The sequence below is a fragment of the Symbiopectobacterium sp. RP genome, assembly GCF_050472005.1.
Classification (GTDB): Bacteria; Pseudomonadota; Gammaproteobacteria; order Enterobacterales; family Enterobacteriaceae; genus Symbiopectobacterium.
Map to the genome: position 1 here is coordinate 1,196,330 of NZ_JBGOGS010000001.1, position 18,437 is coordinate 1,214,766.

The 18,437-nt window shown below is 46.7% G+C and carries 24 protein-coding genes and 6 pseudogenes; 21 read left to right on the forward strand and 9 right to left on the reverse strand.

The window, feature by feature from the left end; genetic code table 11:
• Positions 1-124 precede the first annotated feature (124 nt).
• Positions 125-526, reverse strand: a complete 402-nt coding sequence (locus ACD630_RS07840; RefSeq protein WP_430358688.1) for a helix-turn-helix domain-containing protein — start codon at positions 524-526, stop codon at positions 125-127.
• A gap of 81 nt (positions 527-607) precedes the next feature.
• Here ACD630_RS07840 and ACD630_RS07845 point away from each other — a divergent pair, with 81 nt between their 5' ends.
• The 9 genes and pseudogenes from ACD630_RS07845 (at position 608) to ACD630_RS07885 (ending at position 6,466) form a co-directional block, all read left to right on the forward strand.
• Positions 608-805, forward strand: a complete 198-nt coding sequence (locus ACD630_RS07845) for a Cro/CI family transcriptional regulator (protein ID WP_430359950.1) — start codon at positions 608-610, stop codon at positions 803-805.
• Between the two features lie 55 nt (positions 806-860).
• A complete protein-coding gene (locus ACD630_RS07850) occupies positions 861-1,316 on the forward strand; it encodes a toxin YdaT family protein (RefSeq protein ID WP_430358689.1) in 456 nt (151 codons plus the stop codon).
• Between the two features lie 13 nt (positions 1,317-1,329).
• Complete coding sequence (locus tag ACD630_RS07855) at positions 1,330-1,554, forward strand: hypothetical protein (protein WP_430358690.1); 225 nt, start codon at positions 1,330-1,332, stop codon at positions 1,552-1,554.
• Positions 1,555-1,556: 2 nt separating this feature from the next.
• Positions 1,557-2,381, forward strand: a complete 825-nt coding sequence (locus tag ACD630_RS07860; protein WP_430358691.1) for a hypothetical protein — start codon at positions 1,557-1,559, stop codon at positions 2,379-2,381.
• Positions 2,378-2,995, forward strand: coding sequence for an ATP-binding protein (locus ACD630_RS07865; RefSeq protein ID WP_430358692.1), 618 nt, complete (start codon positions 2,378-2,380; stop codon positions 2,993-2,995). The genes ACD630_RS07860 and ACD630_RS07865 overlap by 4 nt, the downstream gene beginning before the upstream one ends.
• A complete protein-coding gene (locus ACD630_RS07870) occupies positions 2,988-4,397 on the forward strand; it encodes a replicative DNA helicase (protein ID WP_430358693.1) in 1,410 nt (469 codons plus the stop codon). The genes ACD630_RS07865 and ACD630_RS07870 overlap by 8 nt, the downstream gene beginning before the upstream one ends.
• Before the next feature lie 119 nt (positions 4,398-4,516).
• The gene (locus ACD630_RS07875) at positions 4,517-4,693 is read left to right on the forward strand and encodes a hypothetical protein (RefSeq protein WP_430358694.1); all 177 of its coding nucleotides are present in this window, start codon (positions 4,517-4,519) and stop codon (positions 4,691-4,693) included.
• Positions 4,690-5,298, forward strand: coding sequence for a hypothetical protein (locus ACD630_RS07880; protein ID WP_430360132.1), 609 nt, complete (start codon positions 4,690-4,692; stop codon positions 5,296-5,298). Before ACD630_RS07875 ends, ACD630_RS07880 begins: the two co-directional genes overlap by 4 nt.
• 288 nt (positions 5,299-5,586) lie before the next feature.
• Positions 5,587-6,466, forward strand: a pseudogene (locus ACD630_RS07885) (DNA adenine methylase).
• A gap of 63 nt (positions 6,467-6,529) precedes the next feature.
• Here ACD630_RS07885 and ACD630_RS07890 read toward each other — a convergent pair.
• Both ACD630_RS07890 and ACD630_RS07895 read right to left on the reverse strand, forming a co-directional pair.
• Entirely contained in the window at positions 6,530-6,655 is a 126-nt protein-coding gene (locus ACD630_RS07890) for a hypothetical protein (protein ID WP_430358695.1), read from the reverse strand.
• A 119-nt stretch (positions 6,656-6,774) separates the two neighbouring features.
• Positions 6,775-7,005 (reverse strand): hypothetical protein, encoded by a 231-nt coding sequence (locus tag ACD630_RS07895; RefSeq protein WP_430358696.1) that lies wholly within the window; start codon positions 7,003-7,005, stop codon positions 6,775-6,777.
• Positions 7,006-7,075: 70 nt separating this feature from the next.
• Here ACD630_RS07895 and ACD630_RS07900 point away from each other — a divergent pair, with 70 nt between their 5' ends.
• The 11 genes and pseudogenes from ACD630_RS07900 (at position 7,076) to ACD630_RS07950 (ending at position 12,308) form a co-directional block, all read left to right on the forward strand.
• Positions 7,076-7,309: a hypothetical protein gene (locus ACD630_RS07900; protein WP_430358697.1), complete on the forward strand. Its 234-nt coding sequence runs from the start codon at positions 7,076-7,078 to the stop codon at positions 7,307-7,309.
• Positions 7,302-7,637 (forward strand): annotated as a pseudogene (locus ACD630_RS07905) (hypothetical protein). The gene ACD630_RS07900 and the pseudogene ACD630_RS07905 overlap by 8 nt, the downstream one beginning before the upstream one ends.
• A gap of 74 nt (positions 7,638-7,711) precedes the next feature.
• The gene (locus tag ACD630_RS07910) at positions 7,712-7,906 is read left to right on the forward strand and encodes a hypothetical protein (RefSeq protein ID WP_430358698.1); all 195 of its coding nucleotides are present in this window, start codon (positions 7,712-7,714) and stop codon (positions 7,904-7,906) included.
• A gap of 54 nt (positions 7,907-7,960) precedes the next feature.
• Entirely contained in the window at positions 7,961-8,554 is a 594-nt protein-coding gene (locus ACD630_RS07915; protein ID WP_430358699.1) for a DUF1367 family protein, read from the forward strand.
• The gene (locus ACD630_RS07920; protein WP_430358700.1) at positions 8,551-8,835 is read left to right on the forward strand and encodes a DUF1364 domain-containing protein; all 285 of its coding nucleotides are present in this window, start codon (positions 8,551-8,553) and stop codon (positions 8,833-8,835) included. Before ACD630_RS07915 ends, ACD630_RS07920 begins: the two co-directional genes overlap by 4 nt.
• Before the next feature lie 39 nt (positions 8,836-8,874).
• On the forward strand, positions 8,875-9,267 hold the full coding sequence (locus ACD630_RS07925; RefSeq protein ID WP_430358701.1) for a hypothetical protein: 393 nt from the start codon (positions 8,875-8,877) through the stop codon (positions 9,265-9,267).
• Between the two features lie 35 nt (positions 9,268-9,302).
• A complete protein-coding gene (locus ACD630_RS07930; RefSeq protein WP_430358477.1) occupies positions 9,303-9,749 on the forward strand; it encodes a hypothetical protein in 447 nt (148 codons plus the stop codon).
• Between the two features lie 235 nt (positions 9,750-9,984).
• Positions 9,985-10,839 (forward strand): annotated as a pseudogene (locus ACD630_RS07935) (portal protein); the annotation flags it as partial.
• A gap of 2 nt (positions 10,840-10,841) precedes the next feature.
• Positions 10,842-11,144, forward strand: a pseudogene (locus ACD630_RS07940) (DUF2612 domain-containing protein); the annotation flags it as partial.
• Positions 11,137-11,811, forward strand: coding sequence for a phage tail protein (locus ACD630_RS07945; RefSeq protein WP_430358702.1), 675 nt, complete (start codon positions 11,137-11,139; stop codon positions 11,809-11,811). The pseudogene ACD630_RS07940 and the gene ACD630_RS07945, both read left to right, overlap by 8 nt.
• A gap of 23 nt (positions 11,812-11,834) precedes the next feature.
• Entirely contained in the window at positions 11,835-12,308 is a 474-nt protein-coding gene (locus ACD630_RS07950) for a hypothetical protein (RefSeq protein WP_430358703.1), read from the forward strand.
• A 632-nt stretch (positions 12,309-12,940) separates the two neighbouring features.
• Here the strand turns inward: ACD630_RS07950 and ACD630_RS07955 are convergent.
• From ACD630_RS07955 to ACD630_RS07980, 6 genes and pseudogenes are all read right to left on the reverse strand, one after another.
• A protein-coding gene (locus ACD630_RS07955) for an IS5 family transposase (RefSeq protein ID WP_430358704.1) occupies positions 12,941-13,785 on the reverse strand; the annotation gives its coding sequence in 2 pieces (ribosomal slippage) (positions 12,941-13,440 and positions 13,440-13,785; 846 coding nt in all).
• A gap of 89 nt (positions 13,786-13,874) precedes the next feature.
• Complete coding sequence (locus ACD630_RS07960) at positions 13,875-15,845, reverse strand: acyltransferase family protein (protein ID WP_430358705.1); 1,971 nt, start codon at positions 15,843-15,845, stop codon at positions 13,875-13,877.
• Positions 15,846-16,250: 405 nt separating this feature from the next.
• Positions 16,251-16,514: an XRE family transcriptional regulator gene (locus ACD630_RS07965; protein ID WP_430358706.1), complete on the reverse strand. Its 264-nt coding sequence runs from the start codon at positions 16,512-16,514 to the stop codon at positions 16,251-16,253.
• Between the two features lie 37 nt (positions 16,515-16,551).
• Entirely contained in the window at positions 16,552-16,728 is a 177-nt protein-coding gene (locus ACD630_RS07970) for a hypothetical protein (RefSeq protein WP_430358707.1), read from the reverse strand.
• A 108-nt stretch (positions 16,729-16,836) separates the two neighbouring features.
• A complete protein-coding gene (locus tag ACD630_RS07975; RefSeq protein ID WP_430358708.1) occupies positions 16,837-17,061 on the reverse strand; it encodes a DinI-like family protein in 225 nt (74 codons plus the stop codon).
• A gap of 731 nt (positions 17,062-17,792) precedes the next feature.
• Positions 17,793-17,954 (reverse strand): annotated as a pseudogene (locus ACD630_RS07980) (IS481 family transposase); the annotation flags it as partial.
• A gap of 93 nt (positions 17,955-18,047) precedes the next feature.
• Between ACD630_RS07980 and ACD630_RS07985 the strand changes: the two are divergent.
• Positions 18,048-18,326 (forward strand): annotated as a pseudogene (locus tag ACD630_RS07985) (phage portal protein); the annotation flags it as partial.
• Between the last annotated feature and the right edge of the window lie 111 nt (positions 18,327-18,437).

The following is an 18,437-nucleotide window of genomic DNA, read 5'->3' on the forward strand; positions in this document are numbered from 1 at the left end:
GCGAACGGGATTGTTCGCTACCAATGAGACAAACCTTAACTAATAGTAAGCTTAATGGAAAGCAACTTTGCTTTCAAAAAGTTAAGCCAAAAGACAAGTTAAGGTTAACACAGTGATATTTAGATTATTTTTTATTAGTTTTTTTTCTTGCGATTAGTAGCTCTTCAAACAGGGCGTTAAAGCCATCAACTTTCCCTTCAAGCTCTGAAATGTGCCGTTCTTTCTCAGATTCGGGAAGAGAATCAAATAGATAAATTAGCTTTTGCTGTCTTTCATCCAAAGCCGTGGGTAGTTCTGGCGCAGGGGTTGGTTGGCTTGACTCGTCTCCAAAAAGTAACCATGTCGGAGAGCATCTAAGCGCTTTGCTCAGGGTAAACAGGTTTTTCCCTTTCGGTTCCGTATCGCCATTTTCCCATTTGAAGATTGTGACATGAGAAACCTTCACAGCATCCGCCAGTCGTTGCTGTGACATGTTGAGTTCGGTTCTACGGGCTCTCATGCGCTCAGGCAGTTCATTCGTTTTCATAGTGCTTAATATAAATTATGTTGACTTAGTATTTATTAAGTCATAAATTACTAATAAAAGTTAAGTTGAATGGAGGTAAATGTGTTAAAAGACGACGCAATAAAATTCTTTGGCAGCAAAACCAAACTGGCGGAAGCGGCTGGAGTTTCGCAAGCATCGGTATCCCGTTGGGGCCACGTAATCCCCGAACGCCGCGCCGCGCGCCTAGAACGCCTCACCAACGGGGAACTGAAATACGATCCCTCGTTGTATGAGAACCGTTCGACAGATGCAGGCTAATCGGTGCTGCTTCAAAAATCTGATTATCAATAATCAACTTGCGACAGGAGACGCAATGAACATTCAGGCATTGAAAGATGAGATCGAAGCATGGGCGGCTGATGCCGGCCAAGAGTCGGTAGCGATTGAAGTGTCACGGGCATTTTTTGAGATTGGCGGTGATCCGGCGATCCGTCTCTATCCGATAGAACACAATGGCGCTGTTGACTGGAAAGCCATTTACAACAACAGGCAGCAGTTATTTCGCTGGCTGCGTGCTGATACGGCGGCATCACACCGAAAGCTCGAGGCACTGGCACCGATTTTTCACACAGTGCTACCCGCAGAACGCCGTGCCCGGCTGCTGGGTGAAACTGGCACGACATACCTGCTAACCGTGGCAATTCGTGAGTTTTCGACCGCTGTTATTGCCGTGATGCTAAACGATCGTGACGTGACTCAGCGAATAGAAATGGCCTGTGGGGCCATGCATGCCGTATCGCAAAAAAACATGCGGATGACCACCGCTTAACGAGGCAAGACCAATGCTTACCAGAATCGACCGAATCACCTACCGGAATGGTTTCCGGGTCAATGGGACACCTGCGACTGTTGCGGATGTTGAAGCTATTTTTGAAGGCCGCAGGGCTGCTGCGCTGTCCATGTGGGAGCAGTACGAGCAGCGCAAAATGGAACTCAGGCAGAATAAACTGACACCGGAGCAGTATCAGGCGGCATGCAGACAAATCGCTGAAGCGCTGGGGGTGTGATCATGGCTATCAGACGAGGCCCACGGCCAGAATCGCAGTTTTATACGCTGGATAAATCAATCAGTGAAGACCTCTCGCTCTCCTGGGGGGCGCGCGGCTTGTTGATTTACTTTCTGGGTAAGCTCGATAACTGGGAGGTTTCCGTCGCTCACCTGATTAACCAGACTCAGGGATCGGGTAAATCCGCTGGGCGTGATGCCGTGCGGGGATTACTCAACGAGTTAAAACAGGCCGGATACCTGCATGCGGATACCAAACGGAGCAACAGCGGTGCGTTTGATGGTGTGTCGTACGTCGTCAGCGAAGTGCCTCAAATATCACCGCAGACGGATAATCCGGCGACGGTTGACCCGAAGACGGCAAATCCCCCACTAATAAGTAATGAATTAAAACAAGAACTGAATATAAACAAAAAAACACTTGTGCCATCTGCCGATGACACGGGTGAGAAATCCACCGATCCCCACTTGGCTGAATTTGAATCTTGCTGGAAAGCTTTTCCCAAGCGAGAAGGCTCAAACCCAAAAAACCATGCATTCAAACACTGGCGGGCTCGCGTCAAAGAGGGTGTTACACCTGCTGCCCTGCTAGCCGCCACCCAACGTTACGCCACGTTCTGCGCTGCCAAGGGCCAAATTGGTACGCCGTACGTCATGCAAGCACAGCGGTTTTACGGTACCAGCCGGGAATGGGAAAACCCATGGGTGGTATCTGCACAACCGCAACCACCAAGACCTGCTGGAAAATCATCTGACACCACGCAAGACATGCTCAACCGTGATTACGGCACAGCACAACTTGGGATGAAACGAGGGGCAAGACCATGACCACAACACAGGAACAAACCAGCGAAATTACCACGCTCCTGATGGAGGAATGCGGGGTAGGGCGTCGATTCGCCTCGGCGTCGCTGGATAACTTCAATCTCACAAATAACGCCGCACAGGAGGTTTTAAACGCCTGTACGCAATTCGTGAATGAGTGGGGGCTGATTTACGAAAACGGCTCCAACCTGCTGATGATTGGCCGCCCGGGAACGGGGAAAACGCATCTGGCAGTGGCCATCATGCGCGGACTGATGGAGAACTACGAAACCGACGTGTACATGACCACGGCACAACGGGTTATTCGCGCTATGCGGGACTCATGGCGGCAGAACAGCGAGCGCACCGAGTATGACGTTATCGGGTTTTACTGTGAAAAAGAGCTGTTGGTAATCGACGAGATAGGCATGCAGCACGGTACGGATTCAGAACGTCTGCTGGTGTCGGAAATTATCAATACGCGCTATGAGCGCATGCTTCCGTGCATCCTGATCAGCAATTTCACTCGTGACGAACTGGACGGTTTTTTGGGCTACAGAGCCATGGATCGCGTTATGGAAAGCGTGTCGGTGCTTCCGTTCGCATGGGACAGCTACAGGAGATCAACCCATGGGTGAATTTGTACCGCCGCACAATACCGACGCAGAACAGGCCACGCTGGGCGGGTTGATGCTGACCACCGAAGACGACGCCCGCAGCGCGGTGATGGCGATGCTGAAACCGGAATCGTTTTATAACCGGGCGCACCAGTTGATTTACCACGGCATATCGGACCTGGTTAAAAATCACCAGCCAACCGACCTGATCACGCTGAGTAATGAGCTAACGAAGCGCGGAGAATTGGATATCGTTGGCGACTTTGGTTATCTGGCGCAGATTTGCAGGGTACCCGCAGCGGCCAACGTTACCGCTTACGCCCGAATTGTGCGCGATAACGCCGTGGCGCGTTATGTGCAGCACAAATTAACCGCGAGTGCAGAAATCATCGTCGCCCATGGAAACATGAGCATTGAAGATCGGTTAAGCGCTGCACAGCGGTTAGTTAATCAGGCATTTGAAGCGGCAAGCTCTGGCAAACGTGGCGGATTGCGCCCGGCGCTGGAAGTGATCGAGGAATGGGTTGAGGACGTCGATCACCGGTTCAGAGACCCAGAGCACGCTGCAGGGCTGACGCTGGGCATAAAAGACCTTGATCGCATTATGGCCCCGAAACAGGTGTTGCGTGGATCGCTGGTAGTGGTGGGTGCCAGGCCGAAAATGGGGAAAACCGCATTTTATAACCGCGTGGCCGCGCACTTCGCATTAAATCACCGACTGCCGACATTGCTGTTTAGCCTCGAAATGACAGACAGGGGCATTATCGAGCGCATTATCAGCCAGGAAGCGCGTATCAGCTCCAATATTTTTTATGTTGGCGCTGAAAACGACACTGACATGCCACGAGCGTTTGAGATTGCCAAAGATATTGCCGAATCAAACATGTTTATCGACAGCACGCCCGGTGTATCTCTGGCCCATATCGCCTCAGAATCACGCCGCATAAAACGCCAGCGCGGCAATGTAGGGCTGGTGGCCGTCGATTATCTCACCCTGATGCGTGGTGAGGCAGCAGAGCGCCGCGATATTAGTTATGGCGCGATCACTACAGGGCTTAAAAATCTGGCGAAAGAACTGGATTGCATAGTGCTGCTGCTTACCCAGCTAAACCGTGGATTGGAGCAGCGCGCCGACAAACGCCCTTTACCATCTGACAGTAAGGATACCGGGCAAATCGAGCAGGATTGCGACATCTGGATCGGGCTTTACCGCGAGGGGGTTCATGACGAACACGCAGACCCAGAGCTAACAGAATTAATTTTGCGATTAAACCGAGAGGGGCCATCCGGTACCGCTCATGTACTGTTTACGGAGGGATATTTCAGGGATACCACAGATGAGGACATTACGCAGAGAAAAGCCAAATCAGAGGCCGGAAGACTAAAGCGTTACACCAAAAAAGAGCCAATGAAACCCTTTTAACCGCGCCTGACCAGCGCTTAACCAACAAAAGGTAAGACCAAACCATGACTAGGAAGTCGGATTACCTTCCGCCCGGTCTACCTCACAACCGTGGAGAATGGTCACAGGAATACCGCGATATGGAATGGCTCGATCTGCGCGCCTGTTACCTGGTACGCATGCTGTCTGAATGCCGCATTCCACGAACCGATATCGTGCGTGAGATCGAAACGGTTGATGAGAAGTACCGGGAGCACTTCAGGGCGCGCCTGAATTACTGGCGTGAATACAGAGAATTAAGAGGCAATGCCACATGACCACCATATCAACGGCAGGAATGACCGCCGCAGTGCATGACGCAGCAAACATGACCAAAACGCAGGAAGAGCTCGACGTTTTAAACGGTATAGCTAACCGCGTGGAAATGCTGGCGGAGGCCAACAGTATTAAATCTCTGGAACTGGACAGCATTCGGGAAACGCTGAAAATCCCTGCCAGTGAGTCAGTTCAGGCTGGTACCATTGCCGCGTTTTGCAAATTGCAAAGTGATTTGGATGAGGCCAGCGCACTAGCTAACCGGCTGTGCCGCACGGCGAAAGAATACCAGGAGGAAAACCAGCAGTTACGCACACAGTTGATTGAGGCCGAAAAAGCCGCCGCTGACCCGAGTATTTCCGGCATGTGGATAGCGGAAGAAGAGGGCGTATTAAACCCGCGTACCGTTAAGGTGGGGCCACGCCGTGATCCCGTTCGCTCGACCAATCGCAACCGCGCCGTCAGTGCAGGAATTAGAGATAGTTATGCTGACCAAATATCCCCCGAAACGAGGAATTCAGATAAAGATGCTAGGGGATTAAGGCCCGGGTTATTTATCCAGCATTATCCAGAGCAATCTGGCAGGAAAAACGATGACACTGAATAAGATTATTGATTCCCGTTCATCTTATTTGGTTATGTATAGCCAAGCGACATTATTTTGATAACAATTAGCTGTAATCATTTTTAAGTCGGTTGGCTATAGTGGAATCCGATAGTTTCAAGCATGAATTAATCAAAAATCTTAAAATTATTATGACAAATGGACATGGCGTTGACTCTGCTACTATCACTTCGTATCTGTCTGGCAACTGATTGATTGCAAAGGGCTTTATGTGATGTCCATAAAGCCCTTTTTTTGATATACTTTAGAACTGACATTTAGAGGTATCATATGCGTTTTAACACCCCACTTCGCTATCCTGGCGGCAAAGGCAAGCTTTCAAATTTCATGCTTCGGATTATTGAAGATAATAAGCTTTCGCCTATACATTATGCAGAGCCATATGCTGGAGGGGCTGGTTTAGCGCTGAAGCTTTTACATTTAAATGTAGCTGAAAAAATCATTCTTAATGATATTAATATTTCTGTTTATGCCTTTTGGCACACTGTATTAAATAATGCAGACCACCTGTGTACTTTAATTGAAGGAACTGAAGTCACAATGAATGAGTGGTTCAAACAGAAAGAAATAATTAATAATCCCAAAGGCCATGATATGCTAACAATTGGTTTTTCTTCCTTTTTTCTTAATAGAACAAATCGTTCTGGAATATTAAAAGGCGGTGTGATTGGTGGTAAAAATCAAGAAGGGCAATGGAAGCTTGATGCTCGCTATAACAAAAGTGATTTAATTTCTCGGATAAAGAAAATATCAAAAAACCGTGAAAGAATAGACTTGTATAACATGGATGCAATTGATTTCATAAAAAATAGTTGTTCAATTGCCTAAGAAATCATTAACATATTTAGACCCGCCATATTACATAAAAGGTAAGGGATTATATATCAACCATTATGAACATGGTGACCATGTTAATGTTGCAAAAGTAGTACAGAATGATATTAAAACACCATGGATTGTTTCTTACGATAATATTCCTGAGATCCAAGGTATTTATAAGGCATCATCATTAGTGTATGGAATAAACTACAGTGCTCAAGAGCGATATAAGGGCTCAGAAGTGATGTTCTTCAGTAAACGATTGAAGGTCTTTAAAACCGATGATCCAACTAAGGTAAAAGCACCTGCCATTAAAAATGCTATGAGCTAGACGACTACACCCGGACAGAGGAAGCGCCGTAAAAGAGCCGCAGTAAATTCACTTTTTAATAAATTATTTATAATCAATAAGATAAAAAATTTCGGTTGCAGGTTCGAATCCTGCACAACCCACCATGCTACCCCTTTTGTCAAGCGGAACGGCTTTGTTGAATAATAGGTAATCATGCTGTTTTTCCATGCCAGTTTTGGTTGAAAATGCTTGTCATCTCAGGTGTACACTTTTCTCATGAGGCCTAACTGCATGATTTTACGTTGCGAGGATCTGTCGTTTCACCGGGGGTGCAGCATAAAATATGTTTATTCAACAAAGCCATTCCGGACAGCAAAAATTACCGGGCGTTTTCTCTTCACAACTGTAGCAGCGGCCAGTGATCGGCATCGGACGGTAACGCCGTCTTGCTTCAGCAATCGCGCGTTCACGGAACAACGCCTCGCTTCGCTGGCAATATCGATATAGCCAAGCGACATTATTTTGATAACAATTAGCTGTATTTTTTTGCCACATATCAGGGCATTAGCTGTAATCATTTTTAAGTCGGTTTGCTATAACAACCAACACGAAAGATGCCAAAAACGGTAGAGGTATAAGGGGGAGTAGATGCGTATCCGACATCTTGAGAGAAAGCACCCACTGGCAATCAAGCCAAATGATGTTATCGAAGTGTTTGATGATTGGTATAGAGTGAGATACGTCACCTATAACGGCGGCGTCAGGCTACACCTCCAACCGGAAAGTGAGCCGCTTTCACCTTTCACTGAGAACGATGTGTTAATCATATCTATCAATGACGATGTTGTGACAGGGATTAATGTTGAGGTGAAAAATGCCTAAATCCCCAGCAGAACGTAAAGCCGCCCAGCGGGAGGCTGGCGTAACAAAGTTTGAACTTAACCTCGATACTCAGGAACTGGACATGCTGCGCCGGAACTGCGCTGTACGGCGACCAGGCAAAGAGCCCTACGACATGGACGAGTATATCCAGTTGCTGATCCGCTAGGACGACGCCAGAGTGCGACAGCGGATTAAATCGCTCAGCAAGCAACGTTGCGGTAAATGTGGCGAGTCATTGCCCGTCACAGAGTGTTGCATGCAGGGTGACTCTGAATGCTGGAACACAAGCGGATGGCATGAAATCAAACTACGCATAACAAATAGCTAGATACTGTTTTTATATACAGCCCCTTGATGTAATAATCATACGGAGTTTAATTATCCGAATGTGATGGGGTTTAAGTGGTTGATATTGAATACCTAATTAAAAACCTACCTGAGAATTGCCAAGTAGCAATGCGTATAGAGCATGGAAGAGTTGTCAGTGTTCGCATGATTGCGGAAGACGAGCACATAGCAACGCTTAACGCGCTGATAGATATAGCAAAATCAGCAGGCTACAGGATTGAAAAACTAGGGGAAAAGCACTATAATTAACAGTGCCGGATTGAACACCCGGCAACCCAAATTACTGCGCTATCAGGGGGAACGATGGCGCAGTATTCATTTACAAAATCTGCTGGTGGAATACTGATACCCGCCACACCGGATTCAAAAGATTTTATTCAGAGGATAAAAGTCGGGGCCGTTGTCTCTGCCGATATCAGGCAGGTCAGAAACCCGGCTTTTCACCGCAAGTTTTTTTCACTGCTTAACCTCGGTTTCGAATACTGGCAACCGACAGGCGGGGCCATATCCCCGACAGAAAAAAAACTGATACGCGGCTACGTTCGTTTTCTCGCTCACTTTGCAGGAAGCGAAGACGCATTACAGGCCGCTGCTGATGAATACCTGAATGGCGTAGCCAAAAAACGCGCTGCAAATATCAGCACGGTAAAATCATTCGAAGCATTCCGCCGCTGGGTGACTATCGAGTCCGGCCATTACGAAGTATACGAGCTGCCAGACGGTAGCCTGCACAAAGAGCCGCGATCGATATCGTTCGCAAAAATGGAAGAAATCGAATTTCACGCCCTGTACAAAGCCACACTGGATGTTCTCTGGACATTCATCCTGTCAAAAACCTTTCCTACCCAGCAATCAGCAGAGAACGCCGCCGCCCAGCTTATGGAGTTCGCCGCATGACGGACTTCAAAAAAGAGGCCAGAGGCCGCGACTGTCAGATCCGTATTCCCGGCGTCTGCAATTTCAACCCGGAAACTACCGTACTAACGCATTACCGCATGTCGGACACCTGTGGCATGGGAATAAAACTCGATGACCGCCAAGCAGCATGGGGCTGTAGTGCATGCCATGACGAAGTAGATCACCGTACACATCACATTGATTCGGATACAGCACGGCTTTATCACGCAGAAGGGGTAATGAGAACACAAGCGGTACTAATCGAAGAGGGGAAATTTTAATGAACCAGAATTTTATCCCGTGCACAGAGAAAGAATTTAGTGCTGAAAAATGGCGGGTCGCTCCGCGAGCAGAAAGAACAAAATTCTGTTTTCCGCGTTTTTCGAAATCCGGGATTGCTGTTTTTCCTCTCTTCACCCTCGCGCACGCGCGCGTTTAAGGGGCCAAAAATGCCGCTCGTCGCTACTTTCCGTGTCGATTGGTTCCGGGTTATCACCGATATCACCAGAACCGGCGTAACGCTGTATGAACTTGCCAGCGAAGTGGGCGTATCAAAATCCACGGTGCACGGTTGGAAAAGCGGCTCAGAGCCAAAACACGGAGATGGCGAAAGCTTGGTTGCATTCTGGTGCCGGATCACAAATCGGGGTCGTGACCGCTTGCCGATGATTGTTTATCGCCAGCAATTTATTTTTCGTGGTAGTACCGTGTGAATGATTTAGTCGGGAAACCGAACAGGCCTTTACGCATGCTGCAAGCTCCAAATGCCAACGGAGTAAGCAACATGGGTCGACCTAAAAAGCAAATCGAAGTTCCGGGCGAAATCATTACGTCATCGGAGGTGGAGGGTACGGCTAACCCCCCTGAACAACTGAACGCCGCCACCGCTGGCGCAACGGTTATTACTGATGCGGACGCAGATGGTGGAAGCGGTATTGCTACAGACGCTGTCACAGCCCGCAACGCGGCGCTTTCTGGGCTGAACGCCGCCGCCTTTCAAATCATCACTAAATTCGACGCGTATGGCTTTACCGACCTCACGGATCAGCCGTTAACGAACAACCTCGATTTTATCGACCTGGTTAAACAGGCCACCACGCAAACCACCAGTACCGCAGTCACCAACGAGGACGGGCAGCGCAAGCCGCATAAAGCCCCCGTACTGACTGACAAGGGCTGGCACGTTCCCAGCTAAGGAGAATCCGTCATGTGTGGAGGAGGTTCACCCACCGTTGTGCGGTACGACCCAGAAGCGGAAGCCGCCAAAGCAGCAGACGCCGCCGCCAAGGCAGCAAACGCGGATTCAGCCGCACGCCGTAAACGTAAAAAGGGATCATCCCTGCTTGCCACGGGTTCAGAAGGGGCAGCGGATTCCGGCACGTCACTGCTTGCGTCTGGTGCAAGCGGTAAAACCAACTTGGGGGCGTAACGTGGTCAACGAAACAGCCAGCAAAATAATCCGTCGGGCGGATTCACTGAAAGCATTACGCCAGTCCAATGAATCGGCCTGGCGCGAGTGCTTTGATTTCACCTACCCGTTGCGCGGGGCGGGCTTTTCTTCCGATGTACTGGACGCCAGCAGCGCTAAATCCAGGGTGGCGCAGTTGCTGGACGGTACCGCAACGGACAGCACGCGCATTCTTGCCTCGGCGCTTATGTCCGGTATGACGCCCGCTAATGCGCAGTGGATGGATTTAAACAGCGAAAGCCTCACCGACGAGCAAAAAACGTGGCTATCCACCTGCGCAACGCTGGTATGGGAAAACATTCACGCGGCCAATTTTGACGCGGAAGCCTACGAAGCCTGTTTGGATGTGGTTATTGCTGGCTGGTTCGCACTTTACATCGATGAGGACAAGGAGCAGGGCGGCTTTACCTTCCAGCAGTGGCCGCTATCGCAGTGCTATGTCTCATCGTCTCGTCGTGATGGCATTGTTGACACCCTGTATCGCTGCTACCCGTTAACCGCAGAGCAGGCGGTAAAAGAATTTGGCGACAAAAACGTGAGCGACAAAATCCGCGACGAGGCCAAGAAAAAACCTGACGCGAAATTCGATTTTATTCATGCCATTTTTCCGCGTGATACCTATGTGGTCAATGCCCGTCTCGCAAAAAACATGCGCTTTGCGTCGTATCACATCGACGTCCAGGGCAAGTGCACCGCGCGCGAGTCTGGCTATCATGAATTTCCCGTTGCCGTTCCTCGCTGGATGAAGATCCCCGCCAGCGCCTACGGTGTCGGCCCCGTTTATGACGCGTTGCCCGACTGCAAAGAGCTAAACGAAATAACGACTCGCTGCCTGCCATTCTCGACTTCGCCACGGCGGGATCGGGGTTAACTATGCAGATTATCGACAATCAGGACATGATGGTGTCGGTATGGGTATTTCCGGAAACATCGATTGGTTCTGTTTCACGGGAAATATTGGCGGTGATCCGGCAAGGGTATTTAACCGTCAAAGCAGCGGGGGTGTTTGCTGAGGATATTTTATATCCCTCGGTGGGCAATCAATTCTTTGGTTTTGATATCGAAAATGCATTTATCACCGGTTTTGATACCGGCGCATGGGAGACAGCACTCAATGGCTAAAAATGAATTTAAGCCGTTTGCCACGGCGAGCGGTGCCAATGTTACCGCGCAATCTGATTATGAAACCTTGCCTGCACGGTCGGCAGGATTTCAATCCGGTAAAGCGTCATCGGCACAAATTAACAAGGCGATCCGCCAGGCGACGGTGATTGCGAGTGTGGTGGCGCAATTCATTGCGGATGAAAGCAAAAACGATGTATTGGATGATGGCGACGTGGCTGTGTTGCAGCAATCGTTGTTGGCTGCATTAAAACAAAATGCAGCGGATAATCTTCCAAAAGCCTCAACGACAGTCGCCGGGATCGCTAAACTCAGTAGCGATACAAACAGTAGTAACGAAGCCGTAGCGGCTACGCCGAAAGCGGTAAAGGCTGCCAACGATAACGCCAATAGTCGATTACTGGCGACGGCAACCGCAGCCGCAGCGACCAAGCTGGCCACCTCGCGCACCATTGGTGGGGTATCTTTTGACGGCACGGCAAACATTAATCTCCCAGGGGTTAATGCAGCGGGTAATCAGGCGACCACGGGCAATGCTGGCACAGCGACCAAACTCGCCACCGCACGCACCATCAACGGTGTGGCGTTTGACGGCTCGACCAATATACGGTTACTGCGGCGGCTAACGGTGTTACGGCTGATACCGCCAGTACAGCGGATAAGCTGACGACGGCACGCACCATCAATGGTGTGGCGTTTGACGATTCGGCCAATATTGCCTTAACCCCCGCGAATATTGGGGCACTGGCGACAACGGGGACGGCGGCAGCGGCGACTAAACTAGCGACGGCACGAAAAATTAATGGCATTGAGTTTGATGGCTCGAAAGATATTAATCTCACTCCCGAAAACCTCGGTTTAGTAGAAATCGTAGATACTGGCTCGAGGACTGGCTACTACTGGCGAAAGTATGCGGACGGGAAGATTGAGATTTTTGCTCGTTTTAGTTCAACGTATGGCGCGGTACCTGATGTCGTTTTCCCGAAAGTTTTCACGGAAATCCCACTAATTTTTGTCAAGGAAAATGGCACCACTGGTGATAACGGCTGGTTGATGAGAGTCAAAAATTTATCAAAAACAGGGTTTACTGTGGGATGGAACGTTTTCAGCGCAACCTGCTCAGGAAGTGCAATGGAGGTTTGCTATCACGCCATTGGTAGTTGAGTTAGATCTAATTATTCCCCCCCGTGGGGTGTTGACGCGACATGATTTTGTAATTCTTTTTCAGTATGTCAAATACTAGGCTGTGTCCCTTAATTGCATAGTAGATGAAAAATCGTACAATACAGGCAGTTCTTGATTGTAAAAACACACGGAGTTAGTCCAAAAAACGAACAGATTTGATGTGTTTTTCTCATGTCCAATCGGTGAAAATGAATTGCGGGACACAGCCTAATGGCACAGTGATGGAATTGGACATTGACGCTCTGGCCTACACCATTAGCGCTCGGCGATGGTGTCGAGCGCATCCTCAGGAGTGAACACAGGGTCAGGATGGATATCTTCGATACATTAAAGTCTTCCACAACCGGACGCGCCAACACAGTCACCTTGCGGTGTCAGCCCAGAGGCCTTCGAACAGGCTTCGCTGCGAGGACAGAATTTTTCTACAGGGTGGGGGCAGTCCTGAGATCTTCTTCTGTTTTAAGGCCTTTGGCCAGTTCGGCAGCGAGTGCCTTAAGCTTCTTTTCGTCCATAATGTGCCTGTCTCCGTTGTTGGCGTAAACATATCAAAACAGGCAATTACACAATTTAAATTATAATCTCATTAAACCAGTTATACTAGGCTGTGTCCATTAATTGCGTAACCTGCGGTAAAACAATCGGATGAAGCCAAGTTTCACCATTGCTAGATACTTTCTTGCCATTTTTTCATAACGTGTGGCGATCCGTCGATATTCCTTTAAACGGCCAAAACACCTTTCCACAACGTTGCGACGGCGATAAGCATCACGATCAAGTTGCGAGCGTCCATCTGAAGCCAGTTTTTCATTTGATTTTCGGGGAATAACCGTTTTTATCCCTCTTTTTTTCAACTCGTTACGTAGTGCATTCCCAGAGTAGGCTTTGTCAGCCAGTACTGCATGGCCACAACGCTTCATGCTGCCGTTCTGGCGTTGCACGCCAATTCCGTCCAGGAGTCGTAACGCAAACAGGCTTTCGTGACCCTGCCCAGCACTCAGTACGATGTTTAGCGGGATGCCGCTTCCGTCAGTCGCCATGTGGATTTTTGTGCCATAACCACCTCGTGAGCGACCCAGGCTATTATCGTTGGTAATATCGAGATGTTTTTTTGAGCGCCAGCCACACATTTGAGCGCACGGATATTACTGCCATCCAGCGCAGTGGCTGACCAGTCAACAAGTCCATGAGCATCAAGAAATGAAAGTAACTTATTGAAAATAATGTTAATAATTACAGACTTTGACCATCTATTGAAACGGTTATAAACGGTTTTCCATGGGCCGTAACGTTCAGGTAAATCACGCCATGGTGCGCCTGAACACAGTATCCAGAACATGCCGTTGAAGATTTTTCGATGTTCTGCCCACGGCCGGCCGGCCCGCGGAGATGTCAAAACGGTTGGCAACAAGGGCTCAATGATTGCCCATGCTTCATCAGAAAGATCGTAGCGAGCCATAATCAAAAGTGTAGTAGAAACAGATGAATACTATAGCTCAAGCAATTAAGGGACACAGCCTAACTGGTTACCTTGCCTTTTAACTAAACCTAATTTACCGCTTTATTATTTATCTGTTTTAAAACACTCTCCCAAAATTCTTTTTGTTTTGGAAGTACCTCTCCAGACCATTTTCGAGTAACATATTCATTTAAATGGCTATGGAATGAGTACGCCATTAATCCATGGTATATAGGCCATTCTTTTTTAGCGTTTTCATCTAAATAAGATAAAGGATCAAAAAATATAGCTTTACCTTTCAACTCACTTTTAACTAAGTTATTTGCAGTTTTCTCTTCATAAGTTAAAAATTCATTGGATTGGTAATGTTTCCCTTTTAAAAAAGCATTCATAAACTTTAACCGTTTATTTTCGCTAACCGTTGGAACTTGAGCTAACACAATCACTTGCTGTTCTTTTAATTTTGAAACCATTTTGGGCAAGTATTTACTCGCTAAAAATTCAGATTCCATTGGAAATAAGTTATATTTTAAGGCATAGATGATTATTGGATATTGGTCAATTTCGTTTTTTATATCATCCATTGCTTTTATGCAAGGTTCTTTTTGCGATAAAACAGCCCATTTTTTTTCATCTTCTTGCTCAGGTAAAAATTCACATCCATGGTAATTGATAATTTTTACTGCAAACTCATATTTTTTACCTGCCTCATCCAAATAAGGAGAGTAATGCCCAGCATGAGAGTCCCCAATCATCAATATTTTTGGCTTTTTAGATTTATCACCAAAAACACAATTTCCTATAATTCTTTCGTCACAAAAGTTATTTTCAGGATTTAAATATTGTGTTTGTAATTTATATGGCTTAACTGCTTCTTCATATTTTGCATAAGATGATGAATTTATTTTTCCTTCAAATGCATAAGTTATAAAAATTATAGCCGAGGGGAGAATGTAATACGAAATCAATGAGAATTTAAAGGTTTTATTATGTTTACGACAAGGTTTCTCAACCACATAAAAGCTAAATAATGAAAGAAAAATAATAAATAAAATAACGACTAAATATTCATTGATAGTCGTAAAGTTATCAACGAATAAATATTTACGAGCAAGCACAATAATCGGCCAGTGCCACAAATATAACGAATATGAAATTGTGCCGATGAAAACGATGGGTTTAATCGAAAGTAATTTAGCTATATAAGTATTCTTATCGTAACAAAAAATAATTAACGCTACGCCGAGAGTGGGAATAACTGCCCAAAAACTCGGGAATAGATGTTTTTTAGATAAGAAGATAATTGACAATAACATCATCAAAAATCCGATTATTGTCAAGCTATTTTTAATAGCTAGATGATTTTTATCATCACGTACTATCTCACCAGTTTCCATTGTTCTTTTAACTGACAAAATGCCAATGATAGATCCAATTAATAGCTCGCCAGCTCTGCCTGTGATAAGTGAATAGTAATTATACTTGGTTAAAAATGCTGATAGCGGTGACAGTTGCGCCAGTAAAAATGAGATGAATGCAATTAGCCCAAGCGTCACTAAAATTTTTGAACGATTAAATTTTAACCTAAATAAAAAGAATAATAAAAAAGGCAGCGCAATATAAAACTGCTCTTCAACGGCTAAGCTCCAAGTATGTAGTATTGGCATATCTGTTGCCGATGAATCCCAATAGCCACCTGTATTATAAGCAAACCACATATTTTCCCAAAAGTAAGTGGTTGACTTTAAACTCTCCATAAACAGCGTGAAATCATTCGGCAATAACACATACCACGCTGCAAAAGTCGTGCAGAACATGACCACAAAAAAGACCGGTAAAATGCGGTTAATTCTCCTCTGATAAAAAGATTTAAAGCTAAACTCTTTGTTTAAGATGTCGGTGTAAATAATTTTAGTGATTAAAAAACCCGATATCACAAAGAAAATATCAACGCCAATAAAGCCACCGTGAAGCCAGCGCTGATTTAAATGAAAAGCGATAACGGATAAAACGGCAATGGCTCGAAGGCCATCAATATCGGGACGATAGTTTATATTCATAGGATAAAATAAGCGAGTGAAAAAACAAGGGGGCAATGTAAATACTTTGATTTCACTTTAACAGATGATTCTCAACGAATCTATCTTTTGTGAAAGGATATCGTTAAGAATGCGTCATTTTTTTAATTTTGATAGTGGTTTGGTGCTGAAAAGGTATTTCGTTTTTGATTTGTTAACGTGAGGGAGCGAGTGAAAAACCTCGTCGCTCGGCAATAATGTCGAGCGCATCTTCCTGCGTGAATACCAGATCAGGATGGATGGTTCAGGCATCGTTACCCATCACCAGAAGAACGACATAGAACCCGGAGTCTTCGATCGCGGAGTAAGAACCTTCCGGGCACAGTATGAGTTTGTCATTGCTAGCAAGTACGCAGATTGTCGTTCCTTGAAAACCTGTTTTGTTCATCAGCGGATTTCGGCTCCTATCTCATGCATCTTCTTAACAACACGCTGTAACTCATCATCTGATAGTGCAAGCTGTGCCGCCATATAAAACAGGATGTGCGGGGACATGGCGCGAGGGGATTCGCCCCCGGTGTACTTGCGCCACTGGCTATTGCTGGCTACCCCGGCGAGGTCTGCCATTTGGTTGCCGGTATAGCTCAGCGTGTCTTTCAAATTGTTCAGATCATCCGGGGTAGGGGGCGTGTAGTCGTTAATCAGTCGCATAAAGAAGCCTATTAAAAAGCCCCTCGCGGGGCTTCAGTTAAATCAGTTTGATGATGAGGGCCGTGACTGTGGCCACCGCACCAATCAAGCCGGTTGCAACGGCGACGGGATACCATATCGTTTCCCTGTTGATCTTTGCTGTCTCGGCCATCAACTTGGCGATTTCAGCATGAATCTTTTCAAGTTCGGCGGTTGTCATTTCGTTCGTGCTCATCGTTCATCCTTTCGGGGTTCGCGCTGCGGCGGTTCCGCTACCTCATGTGATAAATAATAGCCCCTTTGGTGCTATCCGTCAAGCGTTATATCAATCCTATCTCTCTGTTCAGTTAAACCAATCGTCTGCCGATTCCCACGTTTCCTGAAGCATTTCGCTTACCTCGTCCTTGTCCCCACCGAATACCGTTAATCCATCACTCCCCGCCCTGCGTACTGTTAACTGACAATCGGGAAATCTGGCTTCTAGTCTGCGGCCAAACTCCTTTTGCAGCGCTTCAACGGCACCGTTCGGTAACTTCTTCTCTTTGGCGATCGTGACTTCAACTTTCATGGTGGGTTTTCCCCTTGGTTTACATAACTAATACGCTGGTTATGCATACAGTAATGTAGTCCAAATCCACGGTCAATAAGTTCATAATTAAATTACATAGCTCATTGTAACCCCTTGATAAACAGTGTGGTAAATCTCAAGAAGTATTATGAAAAATTACATTATCTATATGTTTTATATGATAATCACGCACGATTTAAAATCCCTCGGCGTACGCGCTGTGCGGGTTCAAGCCCCACCCCGGGCACCATCATTTAAGTTAATAAAAACAATTGGTTATAAATACTATTACGCCACCGCAAGGTGGTTTTTTTGTTTTTGAAATTATCCAGTGGCGACATCGGTTTTGCGTGGTTCAGATTCGGATTGGCTTTGTTGAATAAACATATTTTATGCTACACCCCCAGTGAAACGACAGATCCTCGCAACGCAAAATCATGCAGTTAGGCCTCATAAGAAAACTGTAAACCTGAGGTGACAAGCATTTTCTACCAAAACTAGCTGGCAAAACAGCATGACTCACTATTATTCAACAAAGCCATTCGGATTAGCAGAGTAGAGTAGGGCGCATTATTAACCCACTGTGAACAATTTAAACAGCAAAAAGCCCCGCGATTGATAATTGCGGGGCTTTTCGTTACAGCGCCAAATTTAACTGATCCCGCCCATAATGTGTACTAGCTCAGACCTGATCTGACAGTTACCGATTATTTATACAGGTGTCTGTCAGATTACATCTGGTTCAGATTCTTTTCTGCCCAGCTCCGTTTTCTATCGAGTAAAGTGGCCATCGGCGTACGCCCGCAGCACATTTTTCCCTGATGAGTTCGCTCATTATTGTAATGCCACAACCAGTTGTCCAGATCTACCTGCAGGCTTTCTAGGTCTCCATATATAGCCAACCGACTTAAAAATGATTACAGCCAATGCCATGATATGTGGCAAAAAAATACAGCTAATTGTTATCAAAATAATGTCGCTTTGCTATACAAATCATCCCTTTCAGTCAGATATCGGCCAAGGATGAATTCCTGAATATCAAGTCTGTTACCCGTGACGATATCCTTGCCGCGCACCGTGTGTCGCCGCAACTGATGGGGGCCATGCCGGAGGGCAACGGCTCATTCGGTGACGTTGAGAAAGCGGCACGGGTGTTTGCCATTAACGAACTGATGCCGGTCATGGAAGCGCTGAAGCATGTCAATGACTGGCTGAGTATGGAAGTGATCCGCTTCAACCCCTACGCCTTGCTGAAAGCCGAATAGTAACCCACCTCACCGCCGCGCTTTGCGGCGATTTTCCTTCAAAATTATTCACTTCACCGACAACGCAAGCCCGCTGAAGTACCCACATTCCTCCTATAAAACACCCGCGCA